Origin of the sequence: Microbacterium esteraromaticum (assembly GCF_016907315.1) — a bacterium.
GTDB classification, from domain to species: Bacteria; Actinomycetota; Actinomycetes; order Actinomycetales; family Microbacteriaceae; genus Microbacterium; species Microbacterium esteraromaticum.
On sequence record NZ_JAFBBS010000001.1, the window covers coordinates 2462716 to 2486949 of the forward strand.

The following is a 24234-nucleotide window of genomic DNA, read 5'->3' on the forward strand; positions in this document are numbered from 1 at the left end:
ATGCAGGATCCTCATGCCGCTCCCGCTCGCTCAGGAGCGACGTCGCGCAGCAGCGCGATGTACCGCTCGGCCGTCGCCCGCCAGGTGAGGTGCGTGACACTCGCCCGGCAGCGCTCGCGCCACTCATCGACCTCCGTGGCGGCGATGCGCTCGAGCGCGTGGCCGATCATCGCCGGATTCCGATCCACGAGATACCCGTTCACGCCATCGTCGATCAGGTCGGTCGCGCATCCTGTACGGGTCGCGATCACCGGGATTCCGCTCGCGAGGGCCTCGGTGATCACCAGGCCGTAGGACTCGTAGTAGCTGGGGAACAGGAATAGGTCAGCGGCGGCGAAGAACCGCGGCAGATCTGTCTGCGGGCCCGCGAACAGGACGCGGTCGGCCACGCCGACGGCTTCGGCGCGACCGCGCATCTTCTCGATGACCGACTCGTATCCGCCGACGACGAGCAGCAGCACGGTGGGAGCGTGCACGAGGGCATCGATCGCCTCGCCGACGCCCTTGCGCTCGAACTCGTGCCCGACGAACAGCGCCACTCGGTGCTCGTCATCGAGGTTCAGTGCGGCCCGGGCCGTTGATCGCTCTGCTGCGTCCGGCGGGCGAAAGCGCTCGAGATCGACTCCATGCGGGATCACGGTGATCGGCGGCGCGACCCTGCCATACGCACGCGACAGCTCACCGACCTCGTTGTCGGTCAGTGCGACGATCGCGCGGTGCGTGTGCCCTCGATACCGGATGCGGTCGCGCACGAAGGTGAAGGAGTGCAGCGGATTGCGCACCATTCGCCAGAATGTGTCGCCTCGCGCCCGCATCGATGAGAAGACGATGCCGTGGTTGACGTAGACGTCGCCGGCCATCACGGCGTTGTGGCAGATGGACACTGCCTCAGGGTGCTCTGCGAGGAATCGCCTGGCCTTTCGCGTTCCCGCGATCGAGAACTCGACCGCGTACCAGACGCGTGAGACACGATGCAGCAGCAGGGAGCGGGGACGAGCGCGACCGTGGCCGCGCGCCATGTCGGCGGTGAACGCCTCGACGGTGTGGCCCAGACGGCGCAGCTCCTCCGACAGGCGCATCGCACTGCCTCCGACACCCGAGCCGGAGCCGATCGTCGGAACGATCTGCACGATGTGCATCAGACGACCATCCGCTCGACCTCAGCCGCATCGGCGCGGAAACGCCCTTCGACGCGCACGGGCCCGAGGCGGTACAGCGCGGCTCTTCTTCGTGCTTCCCGGCTGCGCTCGCCGCGCAGCAGGACCGAGCGCACGACGGCGCCCAGCCAGCCGGCTGTGCGGGCCGACGCCCACCCGGCGGTGCCGAAGTGCTTGCGGAAGAAGCGCTCCTGCGATGCGAAGAACAGCGCTTCACGGCGCCGAGGGTCACTGCTCGTGCCTGCGCCGACGTGCAGTGCCTCCACCCCGTCGGCGACGCCGTGCCGCCACCCCACCAGGCGCGCGCGGTACGCCCAGTCGGTCTCTTCCGCGTAGAGGAAGAATCGCTCGTCGAATCCGCCCAGCTGATCCAGCGCCTCCGCGCGCAGCAGCAGAACCGACCCGATCACGAAGCCGTCGCGGTCGCGTCGCCGCCGCCCGAGTCCGGCAGCATCGAGCCATGCGCCGGCGGGCGAGGGAAACGGCCAGCGCACGCGCGCGCGACGACCTGCGCCGTCGACCTGCCGGGGGCCGATGCTCGCCAGGTGAGGGTCCGCGTGCAGCGCGTGCTGCAGTTCTCGGACGTCGGACTCGGCGATCACCGCATCCGGATTCAGCAGCAGCACATCGGCGTCCGGCTCCAGACGGTCGCCCAGAACCCGGTTGACGGCTGCGCCGAAGCCGAGGTTGGCGCCTGCGTCGATGTACCGCACGCCGAGCTCCGCACACAGCTCGCCGATCTCGGCGAGCGAGGAGTTGTCGATCACCGTGACGGGCAGCGCCGCGACCGGCTCGAGCGCGCGACGCAGCATTCCGGGTGAGCCGAACGCGACGACGATGATCTCGAGACCACGATCGGATGCCCCGGTGGTTCGGGCCGCGGCGCGATAGAGCTCGCGATAGCGATCGGCCACCGCGTCCCACGCGCACTCCTCCGCGCGGATAAGTCCGTCGGCTCGCAGCCGCTCTCGTTCGGGTCCGGATGCTCTCCCCAGCGCAGCGCCCAGCGCCTCGGCGTCTCCGCGCGGCACCACGAGGCCCGCGCCGCCGACCACCTCGGGCAGAGCCCCCGCGTCGCTCGCGACAACGGGCACACCGGCGGCCATCGCCTCGACGGCGACGCGGCCAAACTGCTCGGTCCAGCTCGATGTCGGCACGCTCGGCACGGCCACCACATCGAGCGAGGCATAGAACTCGGGCATCCGCTCGGGTGGCACCGGCCCGACCAGCTCGACGCGGTCGGCGATGCCCAGCATCCGGCTGCGCTCGGTGATGTCTGGCGCGAGAGGACCAGCCCCGGCGAACCGCACCCGCAGCTGCGGGAACGCGGCGACCGCGTCGAGCAGCACCTGGACGCCCTTCTCCTCGACCAGCCTGCCGACGAAGCCGACCACTGCCCGACCGTCGTCACTGCTCGGGCGGCGGCTCTCGGACCGTCCCGAGGTCGAGATCTCGACCCCGAGCGGAATCACCCGAGGCCGGCCGGAGAAGCCCTTCTCGACGCAGATCGCGCCTGCTTCGCTGTTGCAGACCGAGAGCGCCGAGGCGGTGCGCAGAGCCGTCCGCTCGGACCAGCGGAACGGCGCGGGGTAGCGCTTGCGGATGTTCTGAGCGGAGTAGAGCGCGAACGGCGCTCGCTGCCGGCGCAGCGCGCGCAGCAGCAGCACCTCGGCGGTCGCGAGCGCGAAAGGCTCCTCGTGGATGTCTATGACGTCCCACTGCTCGCCGAGCGCTCGCCAGAGCGGACCGGGGGAGTAGAGGAAGAGCGCGGGGTGCCGGCCGAGTGTGGATGCGGGCCGAACCCAGGGCTCGGCGTCGTCGAGGGAGACCTCTGCGCCACCGGCATGCCAACGTCGGGCCGTGATGAGCTCGACATCCTCACCGCGCCCCCGCAGCGCCCTTTCCCGCTCGCGCCACGGCCCCACCGTCGCGCTGTGGGAAATTCTTAGTACACGCAACCCGACTCCCCTGTAGGCTACGAACAACAATAGACCGCAGGCGCTACCCCCTGGTGCCTGAGGTGACACTTGACGGACGTCGGGAAACGTCCGTCGAGGAGGGTCAGGGGGCGCGGCAACTGGGAGCCGTGAATCTGGGGATTGCTGGGGAATCTGGGGATGGATGCTTCGCGTTTCGCGAGTCCGCATATCGTGCACCTCGCGCACACCACGGCGGCAGGAGGCGCAGAGCTCGCGCTCAAGCGCCTGCTCGACGCCGAGACCGACTGGCAGGCGAGCCTGCTCGTTCCCGCATGCGAGGATGAGGACGTCTTCGCGGGCGTGAGCTGGCGCTCCGTGCGCGGCGTTCGTCAGCTCGCGGGGGCGAGTTCGGGCGGACCGCTGCGGATGGTCGGGCTCGCCGTCCGACTGCTCGTGCAGGCCGCTGTGACCCGATGGCATCGTCGCGTACGTGACAGCGATCTCGTCGTCGCCAACTCGACGCGCGCGGCCGCGTACGGCGCTCTCGCTGTACTGGGCACCGCTCGCCCGTTCGTCGTGCACCTGCGTGACCACGTCACCCCTGAGGCGCTCGGATCATTCGGCTACCGGATGATGACGAGTCTGGTGCTTCCACGGGCTGACGGCGTCATCGCGAACTCCAACGGCACGCTCGCCACCGCAGTCTCGTTCCTGCGCGACGACGCGGTGAGCGCGGTCGTCCCCAGTCCGTCGGGGCTTGAACGACTGCGCGCGGTGCCGCGGACCGAGGGCCAGCCCCTGCGCATCGGGATGCTCGCGCGCCTCGATCCGTGGAAGGGTCAGCTCCCCCTCATCGAGGCATTCGCTCAGGCCTTCCCCGACGGTGACGTCGAACTCGACCTCGCCGGGGCCGGGCTGTTCGAGCACGATGCCTTCATCGGTCAGCTGAAGCGTCGTGCTGCAGAACTCGGAGTCGCGGACAGGGTCAACTTCCTCGGTCACGTCGACGACATCGCCTCGCTGCTCGCGACGTGGAGCATCACGGTGCAGTACTCGATGCGCCCCGAGCCGCTCGGCCAGAACGTGCTGCAGTGCCTCGCAGCCGGCACGGCTCTGGTCACCGCCGACGAGGGCGGTCCGGTCGAGTGGGTGCGTGACGGGCAGAACGGCCTTCGCGTCCCGCCGCGGGATGCCGGTGCACTCGCCGCGGCGCTGCGCCGTCTCGCAGACGACCCCGAGCTGCGGTCGCGCCTGGGCCGTGCGGCGCGATCGACGCCGGGACTGCTCGATGACGCCGAGATCGCCGCGATCCACGCTCATCTCTATCGCGATGTGATCGGCGCGGCAGACAGCGGCCGCGTCGCAGAGAGAGAACTCAGCCCAGTCGTGACGATCCCGTTCCATGCGTCGCATCCGCTCGCGGCATTCCAGGCCATCCCTGTTGCGGGAGCCCGGACGAGCTGATCGTCTAGGCTGACGGCGTGATCGACTCCGCGCCGGGTGCGCCCGCAGCGCGCTCGGTCCCGGCTGTCCCAGGGCGAGCGCGACTGGCCCTCGCGCGCGCCGCTGTGCAGGTCATCGCCGACGGGCTGGGCACGCGCCTGCTGCACATCAAGGGCGACGTGGTCGATCCAGCGCTGCAGCCCGCTGCCAGACCAGGATCGGACGTCGACGTCATCGCCGATCCGAGCGCCATCCCAGCTCTGCACCGTGATCTGCTGGCCCACGGCTGGAGCGTGTACAGCACTTTCCGCTTCGGGTCATCATTCGAGCACGCTCAGACCTACACTCACCCGGTATGGGGCCATCTCGATCTGCATCGGCGCTTTCCCGGCATCGGCCTCCCGGATCAGGTCGCGTTCGAGCACCTGTGGCGCGATCGCGCTCGCCGCGACGTATGCGGCGTCGAGATCCGCACGCCCAGCATCGACGCACAGCTGCTGATCCTCGTGCTCAACGCGGCCAGGAACCGCGGCACGATTCCCGAGGCCTGGACGGCTCTCGATGACGGCGGCCAGGAGCGCATGCGACGTCTCATCTCCCAGCTGCGCGCAGAGGTGGCCGTCGCCGCTCTCACGGGCGATCTGGAACGCTACCGCCGGTACCGCGAGCACCTGCTGTGGAAGATCACCGTGAACGGCGGCCCCCGGATCGTGGAGTGGTGGGCTCGGATCGTCGCCCAGCCGACGCTGCGGGGCAGCCTGCGCGTGGCGGCGCAGGCGCCGCTGGTCAACACCGACCGGCTCACCCGGCGTCTCGGGCGCGTACCGCGCGGGAAGGAAGTACTGGGGGAGTTCTTCATGAGGGCAGTTCGGGGGCTGCGAGAAGGTGCGGCGCTGGTGGCGAGGAAAGCCGGGCGACGATGACCGCCGTGCTGTGCCCGCATCCGCTCTGCGGCGTCTTCGACGACGGCGCCGGGCTCTACGTCGCCCGCCTGCCCGACGGGCCGATCATCGCGCTCGACGAGGTGTCGGCGCTGATCTGGCGGTCGGCAGGCACCGGGTCGCGCGCCGACGTCATCGCGACGGTCGCCGAGGCGACGGGCGAGAAACCGGATGCCATCGCGCACCACATCCATGCGTTCCTCGACGACCTCGTCGACAGGGGTCTTCTGGTCGCCTCCGCGGTGGCCGACGAGGCCCTCTGAGGTCGGCCGCCGAATAGCATGGAGAGGTGACCTCAGCCCTGCTCATCGGCCCCGCTCTGCTGCTCGGCGGCGTGCTCATCGCCAGCGGCGCTCTGAAGCTGCGCCGCCCGGCCGACCTGACGGAGTTCGATCAGCTCGGCGTGCCCACGGCCCTTCGACGGCAGTGGATCGCCGCGGCCCATCCGTGGGGCGAGCTGCTGCTCGGCGTCGTGCTGCTCGTGGCCGGCGGCTGGATCGGAGCACTCGCGGCACTGGCGGCGACACTGCTGATGGCGGCCTATCTCGTGCTCCTCTCTCGCGCGCGGCGCGCGACTCCCGATGCGTCGTGCGCGTGCTTCGGCAGCTCCAAGAAAATCACCACAGTGACCATCGCCCGCAACGCGTGGCTGAGCCTGCTGGGTGCGCTTGCGTTCGTGGCGGCGTGGGCACTGCCGGTGCTCGGCGGGCCGCTGGCGGCCCTCGCCGGTGACGGCTGGGCGTGGCTGCTGGTGGTGCTGGCCGGGGCCGCGACCGTCGCGCTGGTGATGTGGCCAGAGCCGGTGGATGCTGTGGCCGCCGCACCACAGGCCTCCGGCGTCGGCGACGCAGCAGGGGCTGATGGGGAACTCGACTACATCCGCTCGATCACCCCGGCAGTCCCCGTGACGATGTCCAACGGATCGACGCAGACGCTGCGCGAACTGAGCTCGGCCAGGCCGATGCTGATGCTCGCCGTCAGTGCGACCTGCGGCTCGTGCACGAGCACGATCGAGAGCCGCGAGCGGTGGCGTGAGCTGCTGCCGGAGATCGACATCCGCCTGGTCATGACTGCGGCGCCAGACGAGACCGAGATCGCCGAGCGGGCTCATCCGATGTCGATGCACGACCCCGACCGCCGGGTCGCCCCTTCGCTCGGCTACACATCGACCCCGTCGGCCGTGCTGTTCGGCATGGACGGCATGCTCGCGGGCGGCCCCGTGAGCGGAGCCGACGCTATCCGCGAGTTCGTCGGCGACGTCTACGAGAGTCTGCACGGCGAGCGTCCGCCCGCCTGAGTACTTCCTTGCTCGCCTGCCGGAGTCAGGCGGGCAGCCACTCGCGGATGCGGCGGTCGAAGACCGTCGCATCGAACTGCCGAGCACGGGCGACGACCCCGTCTGCGGGCAGCTCGCGCACGCGGTCGACGGCATGGCGCACCGTCGACTCCGAGAAGTCGGAGACGAGTGCGCCAGACACCCCGTCGAGCACGGTCTCTGCCGTGCCGCCCACATCGCGGGCGATCACCGGAGTCCCTGTCGCCATCGCCTCGACGGGCATGATCCCGAAGTCCTCGACCGCGGGGAACACGAAGGCCACGCTGCGACGGAACAGCGCCACGAGGAGCGCATGCGACGGCCGCGACACGAAGTGCACCTCGGCGCCGAGATCGGCCGCGAGCTGCGCCAGCGCGTCGCGCTCTGGTCCGTCGCCTGCGAGCACGACGGGCAGCCCGGCGGCGACCCCCGAACGGATCACGAGGTCGAGCCGCTTGTACGAGACGAAGCGCGATGCCCCGAGCAGGTACTCCGACGGCAGCGTCGCCAGCACCGCAGCATCCGGTTCATCCAGCTCGTACTCGCCGGTGAAACGATCGACCTCGACGGGCGGATGGATCACGCCGGCATCCACACCCCAGTGCCGCTGGATGCGCTCGCGCACCGCCTGGCTGTTCGCGACGACCGAATGCGCCTCCTGCGCTCGACGTCGGTCGACGCTGCGCAGCGGGGGAGATGCCAGCCGCACAGGCAGTGACCGACCCCGCTCGTCGAGCTCTGGGCTCCAGATGTATCGCGCGGGCGTGTGGACGTACACGTACTTCGGCGCCCCTCGCGCCGGACCGGAGAACCGCGCGTGGTGAGCGAACAGATGAGAGCTGCACAGCACCCACTCCGCGTCGCTGCGGCCAAGGTGCCGCCAGGTGAGCGGTTCCAGAGGCAGAGCCAGGGCTTTGCGTCGGCGCAGCGGCGTGCGCGCGAGCCACGTCTCGGAAACGCCCTCGGGCGCGAACCGGTCGGGTGCGTCGTTCCAGAGGGCGTGCAGCCGGGCATCCGGAAACAGCCCGGTCAGTCTCTCGACGACGTTCTCGGCCCCGCCGAAGCGCTCCAGCCACTCGTGGACGATGGCGCCTGTCATCGGCGAATTCCTCTCAATACGCGCCGTCAGCCTTCGTCACCGCACGAACGGTGCGCCACAGCAGCAGGAAGTCGGTCGTGAGGGACCAGTTCTCAACGTAGTAGAGGTCGAGTCGCACGCTCTCATCCCACGACAGGTTGCTTCGGCCGCTCACCTGCCACAGGCCTGTGATGCCAGGCTTCACGAGGAAGCGGCGGCGCATCCAGTCGCCGTAGTGGGCGACCTCGCTTGCCAGTGGCGGCCGAGGACCGACCAGCGACATGTCACCGCGCAGCACGTTCCACAGCTGGGGCAGCTCGTCGAGGCTGTACCGGCGCAGAGTCTTGCCGATCTTGGTGATGCGCGGGTCGTCCTTCATCTTGAACAGCACGCCGTTGCCCTCGTTCTGGTCGAGCAGGCTGGCCAGGTGGTGTTCGGCGTTCGCGGTCATCGAGCGGAACTTGATCATCGCGAAATCGCGACCGCCGTGGCCGACCCGCTGCTGGCGGAACAGTGCAGGGCCTCCGTCGGTTCGCACGAGCATCGCGATCATCAGCATCACCGGGCTGAGCAGAAGCAGCAGTGTGGCGCTGACGACGACGTCGAACGCACGCTTCGTCGCGTACCTGACACCGGTGAACGACGGATAGTCGACGTGGATGAGGGGCAGACCTGCGACCTGGCGGGCATGGATGCGCGGACCTGCGATGTCGGTCAGCGCGGGTGCCACGATCAGGTCGACCCGGCGTGCCTCGAGATCCCAGCCCATCTCTCGAAGGCGGGCGGGTGAGATCGAGTCGCTTCCCGCGAAGACGACGGTGTCGGCTCCGATGCCGGAGATCGTCGAGGAGACGTCGTCGAAGCCGCCGATCCTCGGGACTCCGGGGATCACCTCGTCGTGGAAGGAGTCGGTGAGGGCGCCGACCACGAGGATGCCTGAGCCGGGTTCGCGGATGATCTGCTCGGCCACGTGCTTCGCCTTGTCGTGCTCGCCGATGACGAGAGCGCGCCGGACGAAGCCGCCCTGCTCGCGACGAGCGGACAGCCAGCTCCGCCACAGCCATCTGCTCACCAGCAGCAGGAAGATGCCGATCGGCAGCGCGAGCAGCAGGTAACCGCGGGCGATCTGCAGCTTGAAGACGAACGCGAGGATCGCGAGCATGCCGAAGAACCGCAGGCTCGCGTCGGCGACGCGACGGTACTCGGTGGTGCCGTTGCCGATCACCTTCATGTCGCGCGTGCCGTAGATCGACAGCGCGGCCAGCCAGCCGAGAGCGACGACGACCGAGACGCCCGTGTATGCGATGTCGATCTCGAGAGCTGTGCCCACGTTGGGCAGCACGTCTTCAGCGGTCAGGCCGAAGCGCAGAGCCTGCGCCGTGAACACCGTGGCGACGACGATGACGGTGTCGGTGAACCGCAGGCGCCCCGCGAAGGAGCGAAGCCATGTCTCCGCCCGCGGCGCGCGGATCAGCGACATGAAGCTCACCATCTCGCGCCCCACGACACGATCGCTTGATTGTTCCCCACTGACGTACCCCATCCCCAGGTCGAATACGCATGCCGATCACTCCCCAGTCATCGGTCTGCGTGTCTCCGCCTCAGCATTCGAGTGGTGCACGACGGCGACACTCGGAGTATACCCACCCGGGTAGAACGTCGATAGGTCGATTCTGGTGACGGATCAGTTCACGGCAGACCAGCGGGGGATCGGCCACAGTATGGCTCCCACGCGTCCGACGATCCCCTCGCTCTCAGCCCATCGCCAGCAGTCCTGAGCCGCGCCGTCGACGCGGCACTCGATCGCCGAATCGGCCGAGTTCGAGCGATGATCGCCGAGCATCAGGTATCGGTCCTCCGGCACGGTGACCTCGTCGAAACAGCGCGTCGAGCGAGGAGTCGTCGAGCAGTCGAGAACCCCCAGGTCGAAAGGCAGATCCTCGTAGACGTAGGGCTCGTCGATCGGCTCGCCGTCGACCATGACCTCACCCTGAGCCGAGCAGCACGCGACTCTCTCCCCCGGCGTGCCGATCACGCGCTTCACGAGGGTGTGCCGGCCCGAGGGGCCGAAACCGGTCACCTCGCCGACCCGGCGCAGGAGAGCGGTGAGAGGCGGCTCGTCCGGCTGCGCTCCGGTGTCCCACTCGGGGCCGGCATCGAAGACGACCACATCTCCCCGTCGGGGGTCACCCATTCCATACGCGAGTCGGTCGACCAGTACCCGGTCTCCGACCTGCAGCGTCTGCTCCATCGAACCGGACGGCACGACATACGGCTTCGCGACGAAGGTGAGCAGGAGTCCGGTGACGGCGAAGGCCGCGAAGAGGTGGAACCAGAAGCTGCCCGCGACGCGTCGCCAGAGCGGCGTCTTCGCGGCGCCGGGAGGCGGGTCGTCCTGATGCCCGGCGTCCGTCCCTTCAGGGGCGAGCCGACCGGCGTCCGGAGCCGACGCGCTCATCCCAGCGCCAGCCGGATGACGCGTTCGACCTGAGCCACAGCCGGCAGCAGCTCGGCTGCAGCCCGCTGGTAGACCTTCGACGACTGACGAAAGGGGTCGATGACATCGTCATCGACGGTCGCGGCCGTGGTGCGCGTGCCGGTGATGGACGCGACCGCGTGGCGCACCCGTTCGGCAGGCACATCCCCTCCTGCGGCGGCAGCAGCGAGAATCCGCTCGTCGGGCATGGCCTCGGCGAGGCGGGCGAACTCGCGCACCGGCACGACGTGACGCAGCTTGCCAGGCGTCATCTGCAGGGCGACATCGCGGTGCTCCCGGGTCATGGTGAGCACCAGATCGGCCTCGATGAGCATCGGCTCGACGAGGTAGCGAGCCCGGTGGGCCTCGGCGATCGAGGGATCGACTCCCGCGTGGGCTGCGAGTTCGAGGGTCTGCGTGGTCATGCCGTGCCCGACGAGCGCATGGGTGCCGGCGCTGTGCACCTCTACTGGCAGGTCGCTCAGCCGCTGCCGCAGCAGCGCCTCGGCCAGGGGCGAGCGGCAGATGTTGCCCGTGCACACGGTGAGGATGCGAGGCACCGCCCCCGCGGCCATCCGGCGGCGCTCGCGGCGCGTCTGAGCGCGAGGCGGAGCGGACGAGGATGCAGCGGACATGCGACTCAGCATAAGCGGGGTTCCCCAGGGGAAAGGCGCGGGCACGTCGGCCGTCTGTGCGACGATGTCAGCGTGAAGGGGATCATTCTCGCCGGGGGATCGGGCACGCGGTTGCATCCGATCACGTTGGGCGTCTCGAAGCAGCTGGTGCCGGTGTACGACAAGCCGATGATCTACTACCCGCTGTCGACGCTGATGCTCGCGGGGATCGACGACATCCTGGTGATCACGACCCCGCACGACGCCGCGCACTTCGAGCGTCTGCTGGGTGATGGGTCGCAGTTCGGCATCCGGTTGTCGTTCGCGCAGCAGCCCTCTCCTGACGGACTCGCGCAGGCGTTCACGATCGGAGCCGATTTCATCGGAGACGACAGCGTCGCTCTGGTGCTGGGCGACAACCTGCTGTACGGCCCTGGCCTCGGCACGCAGCTGAAGCGCTTCTCGCAGATCGACGGCGGCGCCGTGTTCGCCTACTGGGTGGCTGAGCCGAGCGCGTACGGCGTGGTCGAGTTCGACGCCGGGGGTCAGGCCGTCTCGCTCGAGGAGAAGCCCGCCGAGCCCAAGAGCAACTTCGCGGTGCCCGGACTGTACTTCTACGACAACGACGTGGTCGAGATCGCGCGCGGGCTCGCGCCCAGCTCGCGCGGCGAGTACGAGATCACCGACGTGAACCGCGAGTATCTGCGTCGCGGCAAGCTGCAGGTCGAGGTGCTGCCGCGCGGCACCGCCTGGCTCGACACCGGCACGTTCGATCAGATGACGGATGCCTCGGACTACGTGCGCACCATGGAGCGCCGCACCGGCATGAAGATCGGTGCTCCCGAAGAGGTCGCCTGGCGGCAGGGGTATCTCTCGGACGACGAGCTGCGCAGGTGCGCCGAGAAGCTGGTGAAGTCGGGATACGGGTCGTACCTGCTGGAGCTGCTGGAAAGGGGTGACCGATGAGACTTCTGGTCACGGGAGGCGCCGGCTTCATCGGATCGAACTTCGTCCACCACGTCGTGGGGCACACCGACCACCATGTGACGGTGCTGGACAAGCTGACGTACGCGGGCAATCGCGCCTCGCTCGACGGACTGCCCGAGAGCCGCGTGCGATTCGTGCAGGGCGACATCGCCGACCCCGAGCTGGTCGACTCGCTCGTGGCCGAGACGGATGCCGTGGTGCACTATGCCGCCGAGTCGCACAACGACAACTCGCTGCACGACCCGCGCCCCTTCCTCGAGACGAACATCATCGGCACGTACACGCTGCTCGAAGCGGTGCGTGCGCACGGCGTGCGCTTCCATCACATCTCGACCGACGAGGTGTACGGCGACCTCGAGCTCGACGACCCCGCGCGGTTCACCGAGACCACGCCGTACAACCCGTCGTCGCCCTACTCGTCGACCAAGGCGGGATCGGACCTGCTCGTGCGCGCGTGGGTGCGCTCGTTCGGGGTGCAGGCGACGCTGTCGAACTGCTCGAACAACTACGGGCCCTACCAGCACGTCGAGAAGTTCATCCCCCGGCAGATCACGAACGTGATCCGCGGCATCCGGCCGAAGCTGTACGGGGCAGGGCTCAACGTGCGCGACTGGATCCACGCCGACGACCACTCATCGGCCGTGCTGACGATCCTCGAGAAGGGGCGCATCGGCGAGACCTACCTGATCGGCGCCGACGGCGAGAAGGACAACAAGACCGTCGTCGAGCTGATCCTCACCCTGATGCGGCAGCCCGCCGACGCGTACGACCACGTGACCGATCGCGCGGGGCACGACCTCCGCTACGCCATCGACTCGACGCGCCTGCGGGACGAGCTGGGCTGGAAGCCGCAGTACGCCGACTTCGAGGCGGGGCTCGCCGCCACGATCGACTGGTACCGCGAGAACGAGGCGTGGTGGGCGCCCGCCAAGGATGCCACCGAGGCGTTCTACGCGTCGAAGGGCCAATGACAGTGATCCACGAGACCACGATCCCCGGACTGCTGCTGGTCGATCTGGCCGTGCACGGCGACAGCCGCGGCTGGTTCAAAGAGAACTGGCAGCGCGAGAAGATGGTCGCTGCGGGGCTGCCTGACTTCGGCCCCGTGCAGAACAACATCTCGTTCAATGACGCCGTCGGCACGACCCGTGGCATCCACGCCGAGCCGTGGGACAAGTTCGTGTCGATCGCGTCGGGCCGCATCTTCGGCGCCTGGGTCGATCTGCGCGAGGGCCCCACGTTCGGCGCCGTGTTCACCGCCGAGCTCGACCCCTCGACGGCGATCTTCGTGCCCCGCGGCGTCGGCAACTCGTACCAGACCCTTGAGCCCGACACCGCGTACGCATACCTCGTCAACGACCACTGGTCTCCAGACGCGTCGTACGCGTTCCTGAACCTCGCGGACGAGACCGTGGCGATCGACTGGCCGATCCCTCTCGCCGAGGCCGGGCTCTCCGACAAGGACCGCACTCACCCGCGCCTTGCCGATGTCGCTCCGATCGCACCGAAGCGCATCCTCATCACCGGTGCCGATGGTCAGGTCGGCCGCGCCATGCGGGCACAGTACGGCGATGCCTCGCACATCGAGTACGCCACGCGGGCCGACCTCGACCTCACCTCCGCAGACCTCCGCAGCGCCCGCCGATGGCGTGACTACGGCGCCATCATCAACGCCGCCGCGTACACCGCAGTCGACCTTGCAGAGACGCCGGAAGGTCGGGCGGATGCCTGGCGCACGAACGCCGCGGCAGTGGCCTCCCTCGCCCGCATCGCGACGGAGTTCGGCATCACGCTCGTCCACGTCTCGAGCGACTACGTCTTCGACGGCACGACCGGGCGGGCTTATCGGGAAGACGACCCGATCGCTCCGCTCGGCGTGTACGGGCAGAGCAAGGCGGCCGGCGACCTTGCGGCAGGCACCGTGCCCAGGCACTACGTCGTGCGGACCTCCTGGGTCATCGGCGACGGCAGGAACTTCGTCACCACCATGGCCTCCCTCGCCGAACGCGGCATCGACCCCACGGTCGTCGCCGACCAGACCGGACGCCTCACCTTCACCGAAGACATCGCCCGCGGCATCCGGCACCTGCTCGAGTCCGGCGCCCCATACGGGACTTACAACCTGACGGGCGGGGGAGCGGTGCAGACCTGGGCCGATATCGCACGCGATGTCTATCGCCTCACGGGCCACGACCCCGAGCGCATCAGCGCGGTGACGACCGCTCAGTACTTCGAGGGGGCCGCGGGCCCCGTCGCTCCCAGGCCGGCCGCGAGCGCGCTCGACCTGTCGAAGATCGAGGCGACCGGCTTCACGCCCGCCGATGCGGCCGAGTCGCTGGCCGCGTACCTGCGGGCCTAGCGCATCAGGCGACGCCAGCGGCTCAGCGCCGCGGCAGGAGCCGTTACAGCGAGGGCGCTCAGGAGCCGAGGGGTCGGCGGCGCAGAGGTGAACGCCAGCCAGCTGGTGTCGAGGACAGCCTCGGCGGAGTGCGCGGCGGCTGCGCTGGGCAGCGCCGAGCGGATCCGGGATGCCAGCTCGGGAGCATCCCGGAGCCGCCGCAGAGCGACGAGCAGCGCGTCGGCGCTGTCGCCGTCGGCCAGCACCATCGTCTCGCCGTCGACGCCCGTCTCCGTGTAGCCGGCGTAGCTCCCGCACACGGGGATGGCTCCGCCGTGCCACGCCGCGATCAGCTTCGTCGGCGGCTTGCTGCGTTCGTCCACCCCACGCCCATGCGTGCAGAGCACGACATCGACATCGCGGAAGTCCTCCCAGCGGCCGTCGTGCTCTGTGTCGACGCGCAGCGTCATGCCCAGCTCGGTCAGGGAGCTGCGGAAGCGCGCATCCGCCCATGCGGGAACGTTGTACGAGTACGCCTTGATCGCGACCGTCTCGAGCCGGTCACCGCGCCCGGCGTCCCGCGGCCGGATCCCGCGCTGCGGAAGCAGGGGCAGCACGCGCTGCCGGCTGAGGCGCACGCTGGCCCGCGTCGGCATCGCCTCGAGAGTCGTGAACGACGGAGCACGAACACTCAGGTAGGTGTCGACGCGGAGGACGACCATCCCCGGCATCCGACCGGGAGCGACGAGCGCCCGTCGCAGCAGTGCGAAGCCGAGGCGCAGACGCATGCGCGCCGGAATCTGCGGCTGATGCGCGACGAGCTCCTCCATCGACGCGACGACGGCGGTGGCGTATGCCGGGATGTCGACCCCGATCGACACAGGGAGGCCCGCGCCGCGCATCCGCTGGAACAGCTCGAGGAACGCGTGGCCGTAGGCGGTCAGGTGCAGTCCGGGTTCGAGGTCGGGATCCCACGCGGTGCGCGCCTCAGGATGCCTGGTCCAGAAGTGCACGTGGTCCGGCATCAGTCCCCGTCTCCGCAGCCTCGCATCTCCCGTCACACGGTACAGGTGATGTCCGGAGCGATCCCATAGGGTCGAACCGTGCGCATTCTTCTCACCGGCGGTGCCGGCTACATCGGGTCCCATGTCGCTCTCGTGCTGCTGGAGGCAGGTCACGACGTGCTCGTCCTCGACGACTACTCGAACAGCTCGCGCGAGGCCATCGGCCGCGTCGAAGAGCTGACCGGCCGCTCCATCGACACGATCGACTGCGACCTCGCCGATCAGGCTGCCTCCGCCGCGGCCCTGCGCGACGAGAAGTTCGAGGCCGTCATCCACCTCGCCGGGCTCAAGGCCGTCGGCGAGTCGGTGGCTCAGCCGTCGCGCTACTACCGCACGAACCTCGTCTCCACGCTCAACCTGCTCGACATCATGGCCGATCACGGCGTCACGAAGCTCGTCTTCAGCTCGTCGGCCACGGTGTACAGCCCCGCCGCCGAGGGCGTGCTGAATCTCGACGAGTCGCAGCCCTCCGGCACGGGCATCACGAACCCGTACGGGTGGACGAAGGCGATGAACGAGCAGATCATCCGCGACGTGCAGGCCAGCCGCCCCGAGCTCGAGGCGATCCTGCTGCGCTACTTCAACCCGGTCGGCGCGCACCCGTCCGGGCGCATCGGCGAAGACCCGTCCGGGATCCCCAACAACCTCATGCCCTTCGTATCGCAGGTCGCCATCGGGCGCCGCGACCACCTCGCCGTCTTCGGCGATCAGTACCCCACTCACGACGGCACGGGCGTGCGCGACTACATCCACGTGATGGACCTTGCAGAGGGCCACCTCGCGGCGCTCGACGGTCTGCGCCCCGGCGTCGAGGCGTACAACCTCGGCACCGGCGACGGGCAGAGCGTGCTCGACATCGTCAAGGCGTTCACGGCGGCCACGGGCCAGGAGATCCGCTACGAGGTCGTCGCCGCCCGCCCCGGCGATGTCGCCCGCGCGGTCGCCGATCCGACGAAGGCGAACCGCGAGCTCGACTGGCATGCGACGCGCACGATCGAAGACGCCTGCCGCGACTCGTGGAGCTGGCAGTCGCAGAACCCGAACGGGTACGCGGCGGTCTGAGCGACAGCTCAGCGGTGAGCTGGCGTCACTCGGCGGGCGCGCACACGCGGTAGTGGCGGGCCTCGACCAGCACCTCTGTGTCGCACTGCTGGCCAGTGAGACGCGGCGTGCGCGCCATGCTCGGCGCATCGAACAGGCCCACGTGCGCACCCGACATGACGATGGGCGCGACCGCGGCTCCCCAGGGGGCGGCTGCCAGCCACGCGGTCTGGGTCTCGTCGACCCATTCGGCGATGACTGCGACGTCCGCCCGCTGTGTGGCGAGTGTCTCGCCGCGGGGGACGGAGGTCTGCTGCACGTGCCCGGCGATGCTCCAGACGAGAGAGGCCGACAGGGCCGCTGCGAGAACGCCCCCGGCGATGCGGCGCACATTGACAGGCTCCGCCCCTGTGCTCGCGGAATCTGCGCGGGAGACGCGCGGTGTCATGAGCTCGTGTGCGCCCCAGTACGCCACGATCACCAGAGCAGGGAAGAAGGCGAGCACGCCGACAGCAGGATGACGCACCCACAGCGGGGTGTGCGCGGCGGTGGACCACCAGGACACGAAGACCAGAGCTCCGACCGCGGCGGTCAGCGCCAGCGCGAGGGATCGGCGTCGGAGGCGGCCGCGACGGCGGACCTCGATCAGTCCCGCGATGACCAGCGCGACGACGATCGCCGCAGTCAGCCACGCCGCCCATCCCGGCACGAACCACGCGCCGCTGAGCGTCTCCAGCTTCTGCGAGACCGTGGTCGCCTGCCCGCTCTGCCCGCCGCTCAGGAGGAAGCGCTTCATCTGGCGCAGGTGGTCGACGAAACCAGAGGGTCCGAGCGCGATGAGAGCCCACAGCTCGAAGAGCAGGGTCGGCACGCCGACCATCACCAGCGGCAGCCAGCCGCGCACGAAGGTCTGCCCGATGCGAGCCCAGCCTCGGCCTGGGGCGCCCACCCAGATCATGACGGCGAACGCCGGCAGGGCCAGAAGGGCGATCAGCTTGGCCTGGATCGCCAGCCCGACCAGCAGCCCGGCCAGCCAGGGACGCTTGCGCACCGCGATCAGCGCCCAGACGAGCAGCGCCGCCGCCGGGATCTCGCCCAGCAGATCAGCAGGACCCTGAATCGGCGAGATGCTGCCCAAGCCGTTGAATGCCAGTGGAGCCGCGGCACCCAGCAGGGCCGCCCAGCGGCCGCCCACGCGAGCGCCGAGCACAGCCAGGCCGGCGATGAGCAGCGACCAGAACATCACGGGGACCAGCCGCGCGCTGATCACGGGATCGCCGCCGAACAGCAGCATTCCCGCCACGGGGAGCAGCACCGCTGGCCCCGTCGAGATGCGGGCGTCGAAGGGGGTGATGGTCGAGCCCGAGAGAGCGCCGTCGCTGGAGTAGCCGAGGCCGGCGAGAAGATTCAGGGGAACGGTGAGGTTGAACGCCTCGTCCTCCCAGAATCGCGCTGTCAGGCTGTGCTGGATCACGACGAGGTGACAGACGAGCAGCCCGACCGCCAGCATCCAGAACGCGATGGTGCGGGACAGCCTCATCGTCACGGCTTCCGGATGCTGCGCAGCGGTGCGTTCGGGCGAAGCGACAGCATCCACGCCTCGCGCAGCGCGCCGACGACGAACCGCCGCAGACGCGGCGGCGGCACCAGCGCCTTCACACCACCGCCCCACATCGTGCCGCTCGTCGATGCCCCACGGCGCGGGATGCTCGTGACGGCGAGGTAGCGAACCGAGAAGTCGCCGCGCGCCTCGGCGAGCGAGAAGTGCACATGCGGCACGAGAAGCTCGGAGGGCGCTGCGTCGAGCAGTGCGCGCAGCGCCGCGGGCCGATAGGCGCGCAGCGGGGTGTTGACGTCTGGGACCCGGCGGCCTGCGGCCGAGGCGATCATCAGCCCGACCGCCCCGGTGAGGACGCGGCGGTACCAGGGGTCGGTGCGGCTGTGGCGCACGCCGTGCACGACATCGGCGGCGGTGGTCTGGGCTGCCCCCACGAGGCGGGCGAAATCCGGTCCGATGAACTGCCCGTCGCCGTCGACATGCACGAGCAGGTCGGGGTCGAGCGCGAGCCCCGCGCGGTACGCGGCGAGGGCGGTGGGCCCGTGCCCGCGATTGTCTGGCTGCGGCTCGACCTGCACATCGTCGATGCCCGTGAGCGCTGCGACCGTGGCATCCGTCGACAGGTCGTCCGCGACGACGAACGACAGCCGATCGGTGAGGGGTGCGACGTTCTCGCGGATCTCGTCGATGAAACCGCGGATGCCCTCTGCCTCGTTGTAGGCGGGCATCACGATGACGAGATGGGGTACTGACACGCGGATCCTCACGGTGAACGGGAGCGGTACAGTGCCACTCGCTAGTAGCCTAGTTGAGCCATGAAGAATGACTCTCGCCTGCGGCGACTTGCCTCGGTCGGAAGTCGCTTCCTCGTCGTCGGCGCCCTCAGCACCCTGATCGAGATCGGTGTCTTCAACCTGCTCGTCTACGTCATGGGGGTCGACGTCGTCTGGGGCAAGATCATCGCATCGCTGGTCGCCCTGGTGAACGCCTACATCGGCAACCGTGAATGGACGTTCAAGCACCGTGACCGTCGCGGCCGGGTGAATGAGCTCGTGCTCTTCCTCATCACCAACGCGGTGTGCACCGGGCTGGGCGCACTGCTTCTCTGGCTCGGCGTTCTCGGGGCATCGGCGATTCTGGGCCGAGACGCAGGCCCGTTCGCCGTCAACTTCGTGAACCTGGTCAGCATCGCGATCGTCGTTCTCGTGCGATTCGCGCTGTACCACGGCATCGTCTTCCGCGTCGCGCCGCCCAAGCAGCCGTGATCGCGATGGCCGGCGGAGGTCCGCCGGCCATCGATCAGCTCAGTCGCCGCAGCCCGCGGCGTCGACGGTGAGCGCCGTCGGGCGCACCATCGGAGTGTGGCGAACCTCGAGGGGGCCGTATTCGCCGGCCGCGCCGTCGAACGTGGCCGAGACGGTGTGCTTCTGGCCGGGGGCGTTCTGCACCTGCACGAGCACCGCCGGGCGTCCGAGATGCGGCTTCAGCGTGGCCTTCGCGGGCTTGCCGTCGACGGTGACCGTGGCGGTCTTCGCGCCGATGGGGCCGTACAGCACGAGGTTGGTCGCGACATCGCCCTTCTTGAAGAAGCGCGCCGGCGCGATGTAGCGAGCGAGGCCGGCCGCCTGGTCGGCGTTGAGCGTGTTGGTGAGGGTCGCGGTGACGCCGAAGACGGGGGCATCGGGTGCGGTGCACTGGGTCGATGACGCGGCGAGGTCGAGCTGCATGTAGTAGTCGAGCTTGCCCTCGGTGATGTCGTTGACGTATGCGCCGACCATCGTCGACGAGTCGTTGGTGGTGGGCAGCTTGCCCGCGAGCCGCGATTCGCCGACCAGCTCGGCCTCGGACTCGGTGGCCGGCTGATACATCAGGCGTCCTTCGTCGGTCGCCTGAGTGAGCGCGGCGAGCAGTGCCTTCGGCTCGGCCTTGCCCGAGGTGAGGCCGGTGAAGACAGCCTGCGCCGAAGCGGCGAAGACGGCGTCCTGCCTTTCGGGAACCGGGTACTCGGAGTAGATGCCGTTGAGCAGGAAGGGAACGGCGTTCTTGTCGGTGAGCGTCAGCGGCTCGTCCATCACCCGCACCTTGTAGCCGAAGCCGACGTCCACGGGGTCGTTCGGCACGGTGACGGGGCCCGTGGCCTTCAGCAGGTAGCCGAGCGCGACGGGGTCGAACGAGACGACGGCGTCGATCGGCGTGCCGAACTCCTCGGCCCACCACGCCCGCATGATCCCGGCGGTCTCGGTGAAATCGGGGGAGAGCGTGGAGTCCTGCATCCAGCGCCCGATCTTGTCGCCGTAGAGACCCACGGTCTCGGGGTTCAGCTTCGTGACCGGAGTCTTGCGGCCGTTGTCGAAGTCGCCGCTCGATGCCTGCTGTTCGATGCTGATGCGGCCCTTGTCGACCTTGATCACGACGAGCGCCGCCGGATTTCCGCCCGTCCCGCGAGACTCGGCGTTGTTCTGGATGAGCACGAGATAGTTGCGCGGCTTCTCGTCGCCGAGCGCGGCGGGCAGGACGCCGAGGATCTCGGCCGCCGGCTTCAGCATCGGCTCGAGCTCGTCGACGGTGCCGGTGAGCTTGCCGAGGGCGCCGGAGACCTGAGAGATCAGCTCGTCTTCCTGGATGGTGTCGAGCTGCGTCGCGGCCTTCGACACGGCCGTGGATGCCTGGGAGACGACGCCCTGCATCGACTTGATGCCGGCGAGATCGATCGCTCCGTCGGCCGGCTTCAGAGCCGCGAGCGACAGGTCGGTCGCCGGGGTGAGCGCATCGCGGACGAGGTCGTCGGTGACGGATGCGGCGGTGCGGACGGCGTAGAGGTTCGGGCCGGCGACGGGAACCCACTCCAGGCTCTTCCAGATGTCGTCATCGGTCTGCTTCCTGGCATCCGCGGTCAGAGCGGAGATCTGCGCGACGGTCTCCTTGGCTGCGGCGTTGTCGCCGGCCATCACATCGTCCGCCGCCTTCGACGCGAGCGGCATCGCCTGCTCGAGGGAGCTCTTGGCCGCCATGGCGCGGTCGTACACGTGCTTGCCCATGAGGCCGCCGATCACGACCACCGCGATCAGGATCAGAAGGATGCTGATCGGAACCCAGAAGCGGAAGCTGCGCAGCAGCGGACGCCGCGGGGGCCGGCCGTCATCGCCTGATCCGGCGTCGGTGTCGAAGATCTCCCGGGAGAACTGGTCGAACGCCTCAGTCTGCTCGCGCTGCTGCTGGGCGCGACGTTCGGCACGTGTCTGCATTCCTCCATCGTAGGATCCCTCGGGGGTGTGAACGATGTGAGCGCCGGACGGGCGGGAATGCGTCGGTAGCATGGGCTCCGTGACCGTCACCTCCCCGACCCCGCCGCTGTCTCCGTATCGCGAGATCGACCGCGCCGACTGGGCGCGGCTCGCGGCGGGGATCGACCAGCCGCTCACCGAGACCGAGGTCGTCGGCATCAGGGGCATCGGCGACCGGCTCGACATCACCGAGGTGCGCGAGGTCTATCTGCCGCTGAGCCGACTGCTCAGCCTGTATGCGAGCTCGACCCGGCAGCTCGGAGCCGCGACCAGCGCGTTCCTGCAGGAGAACGACACCACGACCCCGTTCGTCGTGGGCGTCGCCGGCTCGGTCGCCGTCGGCAAGTCGACCATCGCCCGCCTGCTGCGCGAGCTGATGAGCCGCTGGCCGGGCACGCCCCGGGTCGAGCTGGTCACGACAGACGGGTTCCTCTACCCGAACGCCGAGCTCGAGCGGCGCGGCCTGATGGACCGCAAAGGCTTTCCTGAGTCGTACGACCGCCGTGCCCTCATCTCGTTCCTCACCGAGGTGAAGAGCGGTGCAGCCGAGGTGCGCGCTCCGTTCTATTCGCACATGCGCTACGACATCGTGCCCGACGCGCACGTCGTGGTGCGCCGCCCCGATGTCGTCATCGTCGAGGGACTCAACGTGCTGCAGCCGCCGCCCGCACCCAACGACGTCGCGGTGAGCGACCTCTTCGACTTCTCGATCTTCGTCGACGCCGACACCCGTCACATCGAGCGCTGGTACATCGACCGGTTCCTCGCGCTGCGGCAGGGCGCGTTCAGCAATCCCTCGTCGTACTTCAACGTGTTCGCGCACCTGACCGATGACGAGGCCGTGACGACGGCCCTCGGCTACTGGAACGAGATCAACATGCCGAATCTCGTCGAGAATGTGATGCCCACCAAGCACCGCGCCACTCTGGTGCTGCGCAAGGGCGCCGACCACGCCGTCGAGAGCGTGCAGCTGCGTAAGGTGTGACCGCGTGACAGACGAGTTCACGCGCATGCTGCAGTCCGCTCGGCCCGCCGCGCCATCCCGCCCCTCGACAGGAGGGCTCCGAGCCGGGATCGCGGTGGTGCTGCTGCTTCTGTGCCTCGCGGTCGTGCTGTGGGTGACCATGTCGCCCACTCCGATCAACCTCGGGCGCGAGGAGGCCATCCGCAAGCTGCTCATGGTGCTGCACGACAACGGGGTGCCCGAGTGGTTCGGGTACTCGAAGCTCGAGTTCACCGCGAACATCGCGATGTTCGTTCCGCTCGGCCTGCTGATCGGCCTGGCGCTGCCCCGGCGCGGGGTGTGGCTCGGACTGGTTCTCGCGCCCGCCTTCTCTGCGGGGATCGAGCTCGCGCAGGCGCTGCTGCTGTCGCAGCGCACCGCCTCGGTGCAGGATGTCATCGCCAACAGTCTCGGAGGATGGACGGGCCTGCTGTTCGCCGTCGTCATCCGTGCGCTGGTACACGCCCGTGACCGCAAGGTCGTGGCGCAGAGTCAATGGGACCAACGCTGGGCGCGGCGCTGATGAGGGCCGCCCGGCGATTCGCCGCCCCGGGGGCTCAGTGGGCGGTGCGCCCAGGCGCGATGACCGCCTTGATCGTGCGGAACAGGATGTGGAGGTCCTGCGTGAAAGACCAGTTCTCGACGTAGTAGAGGTCGAGACGGATGGAGTCCTCGGGGGTGAGCTGCGACCTTCCGCTCACCTGCCACAGTCCGCTCATACCAGGCTTGACCATCAGACGGCGTTCCACGACATCGTCGTAGAGGGCGACCTCGGCGGGGCGCTGGGGCCGCGGCCCGACCAGGCTCATCTTGCCCGAGAGCACGTTGAGCAGCTGCGGCAGCTCGTCGATCGAATGGCGACGCATGATCCGGCCGACACGGGTGATGCGCGGATCATCCGTGACCTTGAAGAACGGCTGCTCGGGGGCTCCCTGCAGGTCGAGCAGGCTGGCGAGCTGGTCGTCTGCTCCCTCGACCATCGAGCGGAACTTGAACATGGCGAACGTCGTGCCCCGTCGCCCGACGCGCTCCTGCGTGTAGAGCACCGGTCCTGGGCCCTCGAGACGCACCGCGACGGCCGCGGCCAGCATGATCGGCGACGTGAGGAGCAGCAGCAGGATCGAGCCGACGATGTCGAAGGATCGCTTCGCGAAGCGCCGGTACCCCTCGAGCCGAGGGAAGTCGACGTGAACCAGGGGAAGGCCGGCCACGGGCTTCGCGTGGATGCGCGGGCCCGCGACGTCGGTGAGCGCGGGCGCGACGACCCAGCTCACATCCCGTTCGGCCATCGCCCAGCCGAGCCGGCGCATCGCGGTCGGATTGATCTCGTCGGCACCGGTGAGGATGAGGGTGTCGGCGCCGGTGGCGTCGATGGCCTCTTTCGCCTCATGCAGCGGGGCGAGCACCGGCACGTCGCCGATCATGTCCGAGACGCCGTGCGGGGTGACGGCGCCGACGATCACGTACCCCGTGCCGTGGGTGCTGCGGATCTGCTTCACGACATGCGCGATCTTCTCGCGATCCCCGAGGATGACCGCTCGATAGACGTATTCTCCGGCCGACTGGCGTCTGCGCAGCCACTGGCGGCACCACCACCGTCCCAGCAGCAGCCCGGTGAGTCCGACGGGCAGCGCGAAGAGGAAGAGCGTACGGGCGACCTCGATGCGCAGGAAGAACGCGAAGATCACGATCGCCGCGAAGACGAACAGGGTCGAATCGACCACGCGCCTGTACTCGAGCACCCCGTGGCCGACGATGTGACGGTCGCGAGTGTCGAACGCCGCGAGCGTGAGCATCCAGAGCAGGCCGACGATGGTGAGCGGCACGAAGTACGGCACGTCGTCGGGCCCGTTCGGCCACACGATGCTGGCCTGCAGACCAGGCAGCATCAGCAGGCCGAAGACCACCAATGTGGCGACGAGGATGATCACATCCGTGTAGAGGAGTCGTCTCGAGTAGCGGCGCACCCACGATGGCACACGCCGTCGCTGGATCGTCGCGCCCGCCGCACCGGAG

Annotated in this window: 22 protein-coding genes; 11 read left to right on the plus strand and 11 right to left on the minus strand. The window is 69.1% G+C overall.

Annotated features, from left to right (window positions below; genetic code table 11):
• Positions 1-11: 11 nt before the first annotated feature.
• Together JOE67_RS11770 and JOE67_RS11775 are read right to left on the minus strand one after the other, a co-directional pair.
• Positions 12-1139, minus strand: coding sequence for a glycosyltransferase family 4 protein (locus JOE67_RS11770; RefSeq protein WP_204975742.1), 1128 nt, complete (start codon positions 1137-1139; stop codon positions 12-14).
• A complete protein-coding gene (locus JOE67_RS11775; RefSeq protein WP_338041590.1) occupies positions 1139-3082 on the minus strand; it encodes a glycosyltransferase in 1944 nt (647 codons plus the stop codon). Before JOE67_RS11775 ends, JOE67_RS11770 begins: the two co-directional genes overlap by 1 nt.
• Positions 3083-3274: 192 nt before the next feature.
• Between JOE67_RS11775 and JOE67_RS11780 the strand changes: the two genes are divergently transcribed.
• The 4 genes from JOE67_RS11780 to JOE67_RS11795 are packed head-to-tail and all read left to right on the plus strand — an operon-like array spanning position 3275 to position 6757.
• The gene (locus JOE67_RS11780) at positions 3275-4540 is read left to right on the plus strand and encodes a glycosyltransferase family 4 protein (RefSeq protein ID WP_204975743.1); all 1266 of its coding nucleotides are present in this window, start codon (positions 3275-3277) and stop codon (positions 4538-4540) included.
• A 17-nt stretch (positions 4541-4557) separates the two neighbouring features.
• The gene (locus JOE67_RS11785) at positions 4558-5442 is read left to right on the plus strand and encodes a nucleotidyltransferase family protein (RefSeq protein WP_204975744.1); all 885 of its coding nucleotides are present in this window, start codon (positions 4558-4560) and stop codon (positions 5440-5442) included.
• A complete protein-coding gene (locus JOE67_RS11790; protein WP_204975745.1) occupies positions 5439-5723 on the plus strand; it encodes a PqqD family protein in 285 nt (94 codons plus the stop codon). The genes JOE67_RS11785 and JOE67_RS11790 overlap by 4 nt, the downstream gene beginning before the upstream one ends.
• A gap of 26 nt (positions 5724-5749) precedes the next feature.
• Positions 5750-6757, plus strand: coding sequence for a MauE/DoxX family redox-associated membrane protein (locus JOE67_RS11795; protein WP_204975746.1), 1008 nt, complete (start codon positions 5750-5752; stop codon positions 6755-6757).
• Between the two features lie 25 nt (positions 6758-6782).
• Here JOE67_RS11795 and JOE67_RS11800 read toward each other — a convergent pair whose 3' ends face one another.
• The 4 genes from JOE67_RS11800 to JOE67_RS11815 all read right to left on the minus strand — a co-directional run bounded on the left by JOE67_RS11800 (position 6783) and on the right by JOE67_RS11815 (position 10964).
• Positions 6783-7874 carry a glycosyltransferase gene (locus JOE67_RS11800; protein ID WP_204975747.1) on the minus strand — a complete coding sequence of 364 codons (1092 nt, stop codon included), beginning with the start codon at positions 7872-7874 and terminating at the stop codon, positions 6783-6785.
• Between the two features lie 13 nt (positions 7875-7887).
• Positions 7888-9357, minus strand: coding sequence for a sugar transferase (locus tag JOE67_RS11805; RefSeq protein WP_338041591.1), 1470 nt, complete (start codon positions 9355-9357; stop codon positions 7888-7890).
• Positions 9358-9537: 180 nt separating this feature from the next.
• Positions 9538-10311, minus strand: coding sequence for a signal peptidase I (lepB, locus tag JOE67_RS11810; RefSeq protein ID WP_204975748.1), 774 nt, complete (start codon positions 10309-10311; stop codon positions 9538-9540).
• Positions 10308-10964, minus strand: a complete 657-nt coding sequence (locus tag JOE67_RS11815) for an arsenate reductase/protein-tyrosine-phosphatase family protein (protein ID WP_274606821.1) — start codon at positions 10962-10964, stop codon at positions 10308-10310. The genes lepB and JOE67_RS11815 overlap by 4 nt, the downstream gene beginning before the upstream one ends.
• Positions 10965-11036: 72 nt before the next feature.
• Here JOE67_RS11815 and rfbA point away from each other — a divergent pair, with 72 nt between their 5' ends.
• Genes rfbA through JOE67_RS11830 form a run of 3 tightly spaced genes read left to right on the plus strand, consistent with a single transcriptional unit; the run spans position 11037 to position 14289 of the window.
• The gene (rfbA, locus tag JOE67_RS11820; protein ID WP_204975749.1) at positions 11037-11909 is read left to right on the plus strand and encodes a glucose-1-phosphate thymidylyltransferase RfbA; all 873 of its coding nucleotides are present in this window, start codon (positions 11037-11039) and stop codon (positions 11907-11909) included.
• The gene (gene rfbB / locus JOE67_RS11825) at positions 11906-12901 is read left to right on the plus strand and encodes a dTDP-glucose 4,6-dehydratase (protein WP_204975750.1); all 996 of its coding nucleotides are present in this window, start codon (positions 11906-11908) and stop codon (positions 12899-12901) included. Before rfbA ends, rfbB begins: the two co-directional genes overlap by 4 nt.
• Entirely contained in the window at positions 12898-14289 is a 1392-nt protein-coding gene (locus JOE67_RS11830; protein ID WP_204975751.1) for a sugar nucleotide-binding protein, read from the plus strand. The genes rfbB and JOE67_RS11830 overlap by 4 nt, the downstream gene beginning before the upstream one ends.
• Here JOE67_RS11830 and JOE67_RS11835 read toward each other — a convergent pair.
• Positions 14286-15293, minus strand: a complete 1008-nt coding sequence (locus tag JOE67_RS11835; protein ID WP_204975752.1) for a hypothetical protein — start codon at positions 15291-15293, stop codon at positions 14286-14288. The two genes, JOE67_RS11830 and JOE67_RS11835, sit on opposite strands and share 4 nt — an antisense overlap.
• 78 nt (positions 15294-15371) lie before the next feature.
• On the opposite strand from JOE67_RS11835, the gene galE reads away from it, so the two are divergent.
• Positions 15372-16394 carry a UDP-glucose 4-epimerase GalE gene (gene galE, locus JOE67_RS11840; RefSeq protein WP_204975753.1) on the plus strand — a complete coding sequence of 341 codons (1023 nt, stop codon included), beginning with the start codon at positions 15372-15374 and terminating at the stop codon, positions 16392-16394.
• A 25-nt stretch (positions 16395-16419) separates the two neighbouring features.
• Here the strand turns inward: galE and JOE67_RS11845 are convergent, their stop codons facing one another.
• Both JOE67_RS11845 and JOE67_RS11850 read right to left on the minus strand, forming a co-directional pair.
• Positions 16420-17913: a hypothetical protein gene (locus JOE67_RS11845; protein WP_204975754.1), complete on the minus strand. Its 1494-nt coding sequence runs from the start codon at positions 17911-17913 to the stop codon at positions 16420-16422.
• Positions 17914-17915: 2 nt separating this feature from the next.
• The gene (locus JOE67_RS11850) at positions 17916-18686 is read right to left on the minus strand and encodes a glycosyltransferase (protein WP_204975755.1); all 771 of its coding nucleotides are present in this window, start codon (positions 18684-18686) and stop codon (positions 17916-17918) included.
• A gap of 60 nt (positions 18687-18746) precedes the next feature.
• Between JOE67_RS11850 and JOE67_RS11855 the strand changes: the two genes are divergently transcribed.
• The gene (locus JOE67_RS11855; protein ID WP_204975756.1) at positions 18747-19196 is read left to right on the plus strand and encodes a GtrA family protein; all 450 of its coding nucleotides are present in this window, start codon (positions 18747-18749) and stop codon (positions 19194-19196) included.
• A 39-nt stretch (positions 19197-19235) separates the two neighbouring features.
• Here the strand turns inward: JOE67_RS11855 and JOE67_RS11860 are convergent, their stop codons facing one another.
• Complete coding sequence (locus JOE67_RS11860; RefSeq protein WP_204975757.1) at positions 19236-21176, minus strand: DUF4012 domain-containing protein; 1941 nt, start codon at positions 21174-21176, stop codon at positions 19236-19238.
• Between the two features lie 70 nt (positions 21177-21246).
• Between JOE67_RS11860 and coaA the strand changes: the two genes are divergently transcribed.
• Positions 21247-22200: a type I pantothenate kinase gene (coaA, locus tag JOE67_RS11865; protein WP_204975758.1), complete on the plus strand. Its 954-nt coding sequence runs from the start codon at positions 21247-21249 to the stop codon at positions 22198-22200.
• Positions 22201-22204: 4 nt separating this feature from the next.
• Positions 22205-22741: a VanZ family protein gene (locus JOE67_RS11870; protein ID WP_204975759.1), complete on the plus strand. Its 537-nt coding sequence runs from the start codon at positions 22205-22207 to the stop codon at positions 22739-22741.
• Positions 22742-22775: 34 nt separating this feature from the next.
• On the opposite strand, the gene JOE67_RS11875 is transcribed toward JOE67_RS11870, so the two are convergent.
• Positions 22776-24197, minus strand: a complete 1422-nt coding sequence (locus JOE67_RS11875; protein WP_338041592.1) for a sugar transferase — start codon at positions 24195-24197, stop codon at positions 22776-22778.
• Positions 24198-24234 lie beyond the last annotated feature (37 nt).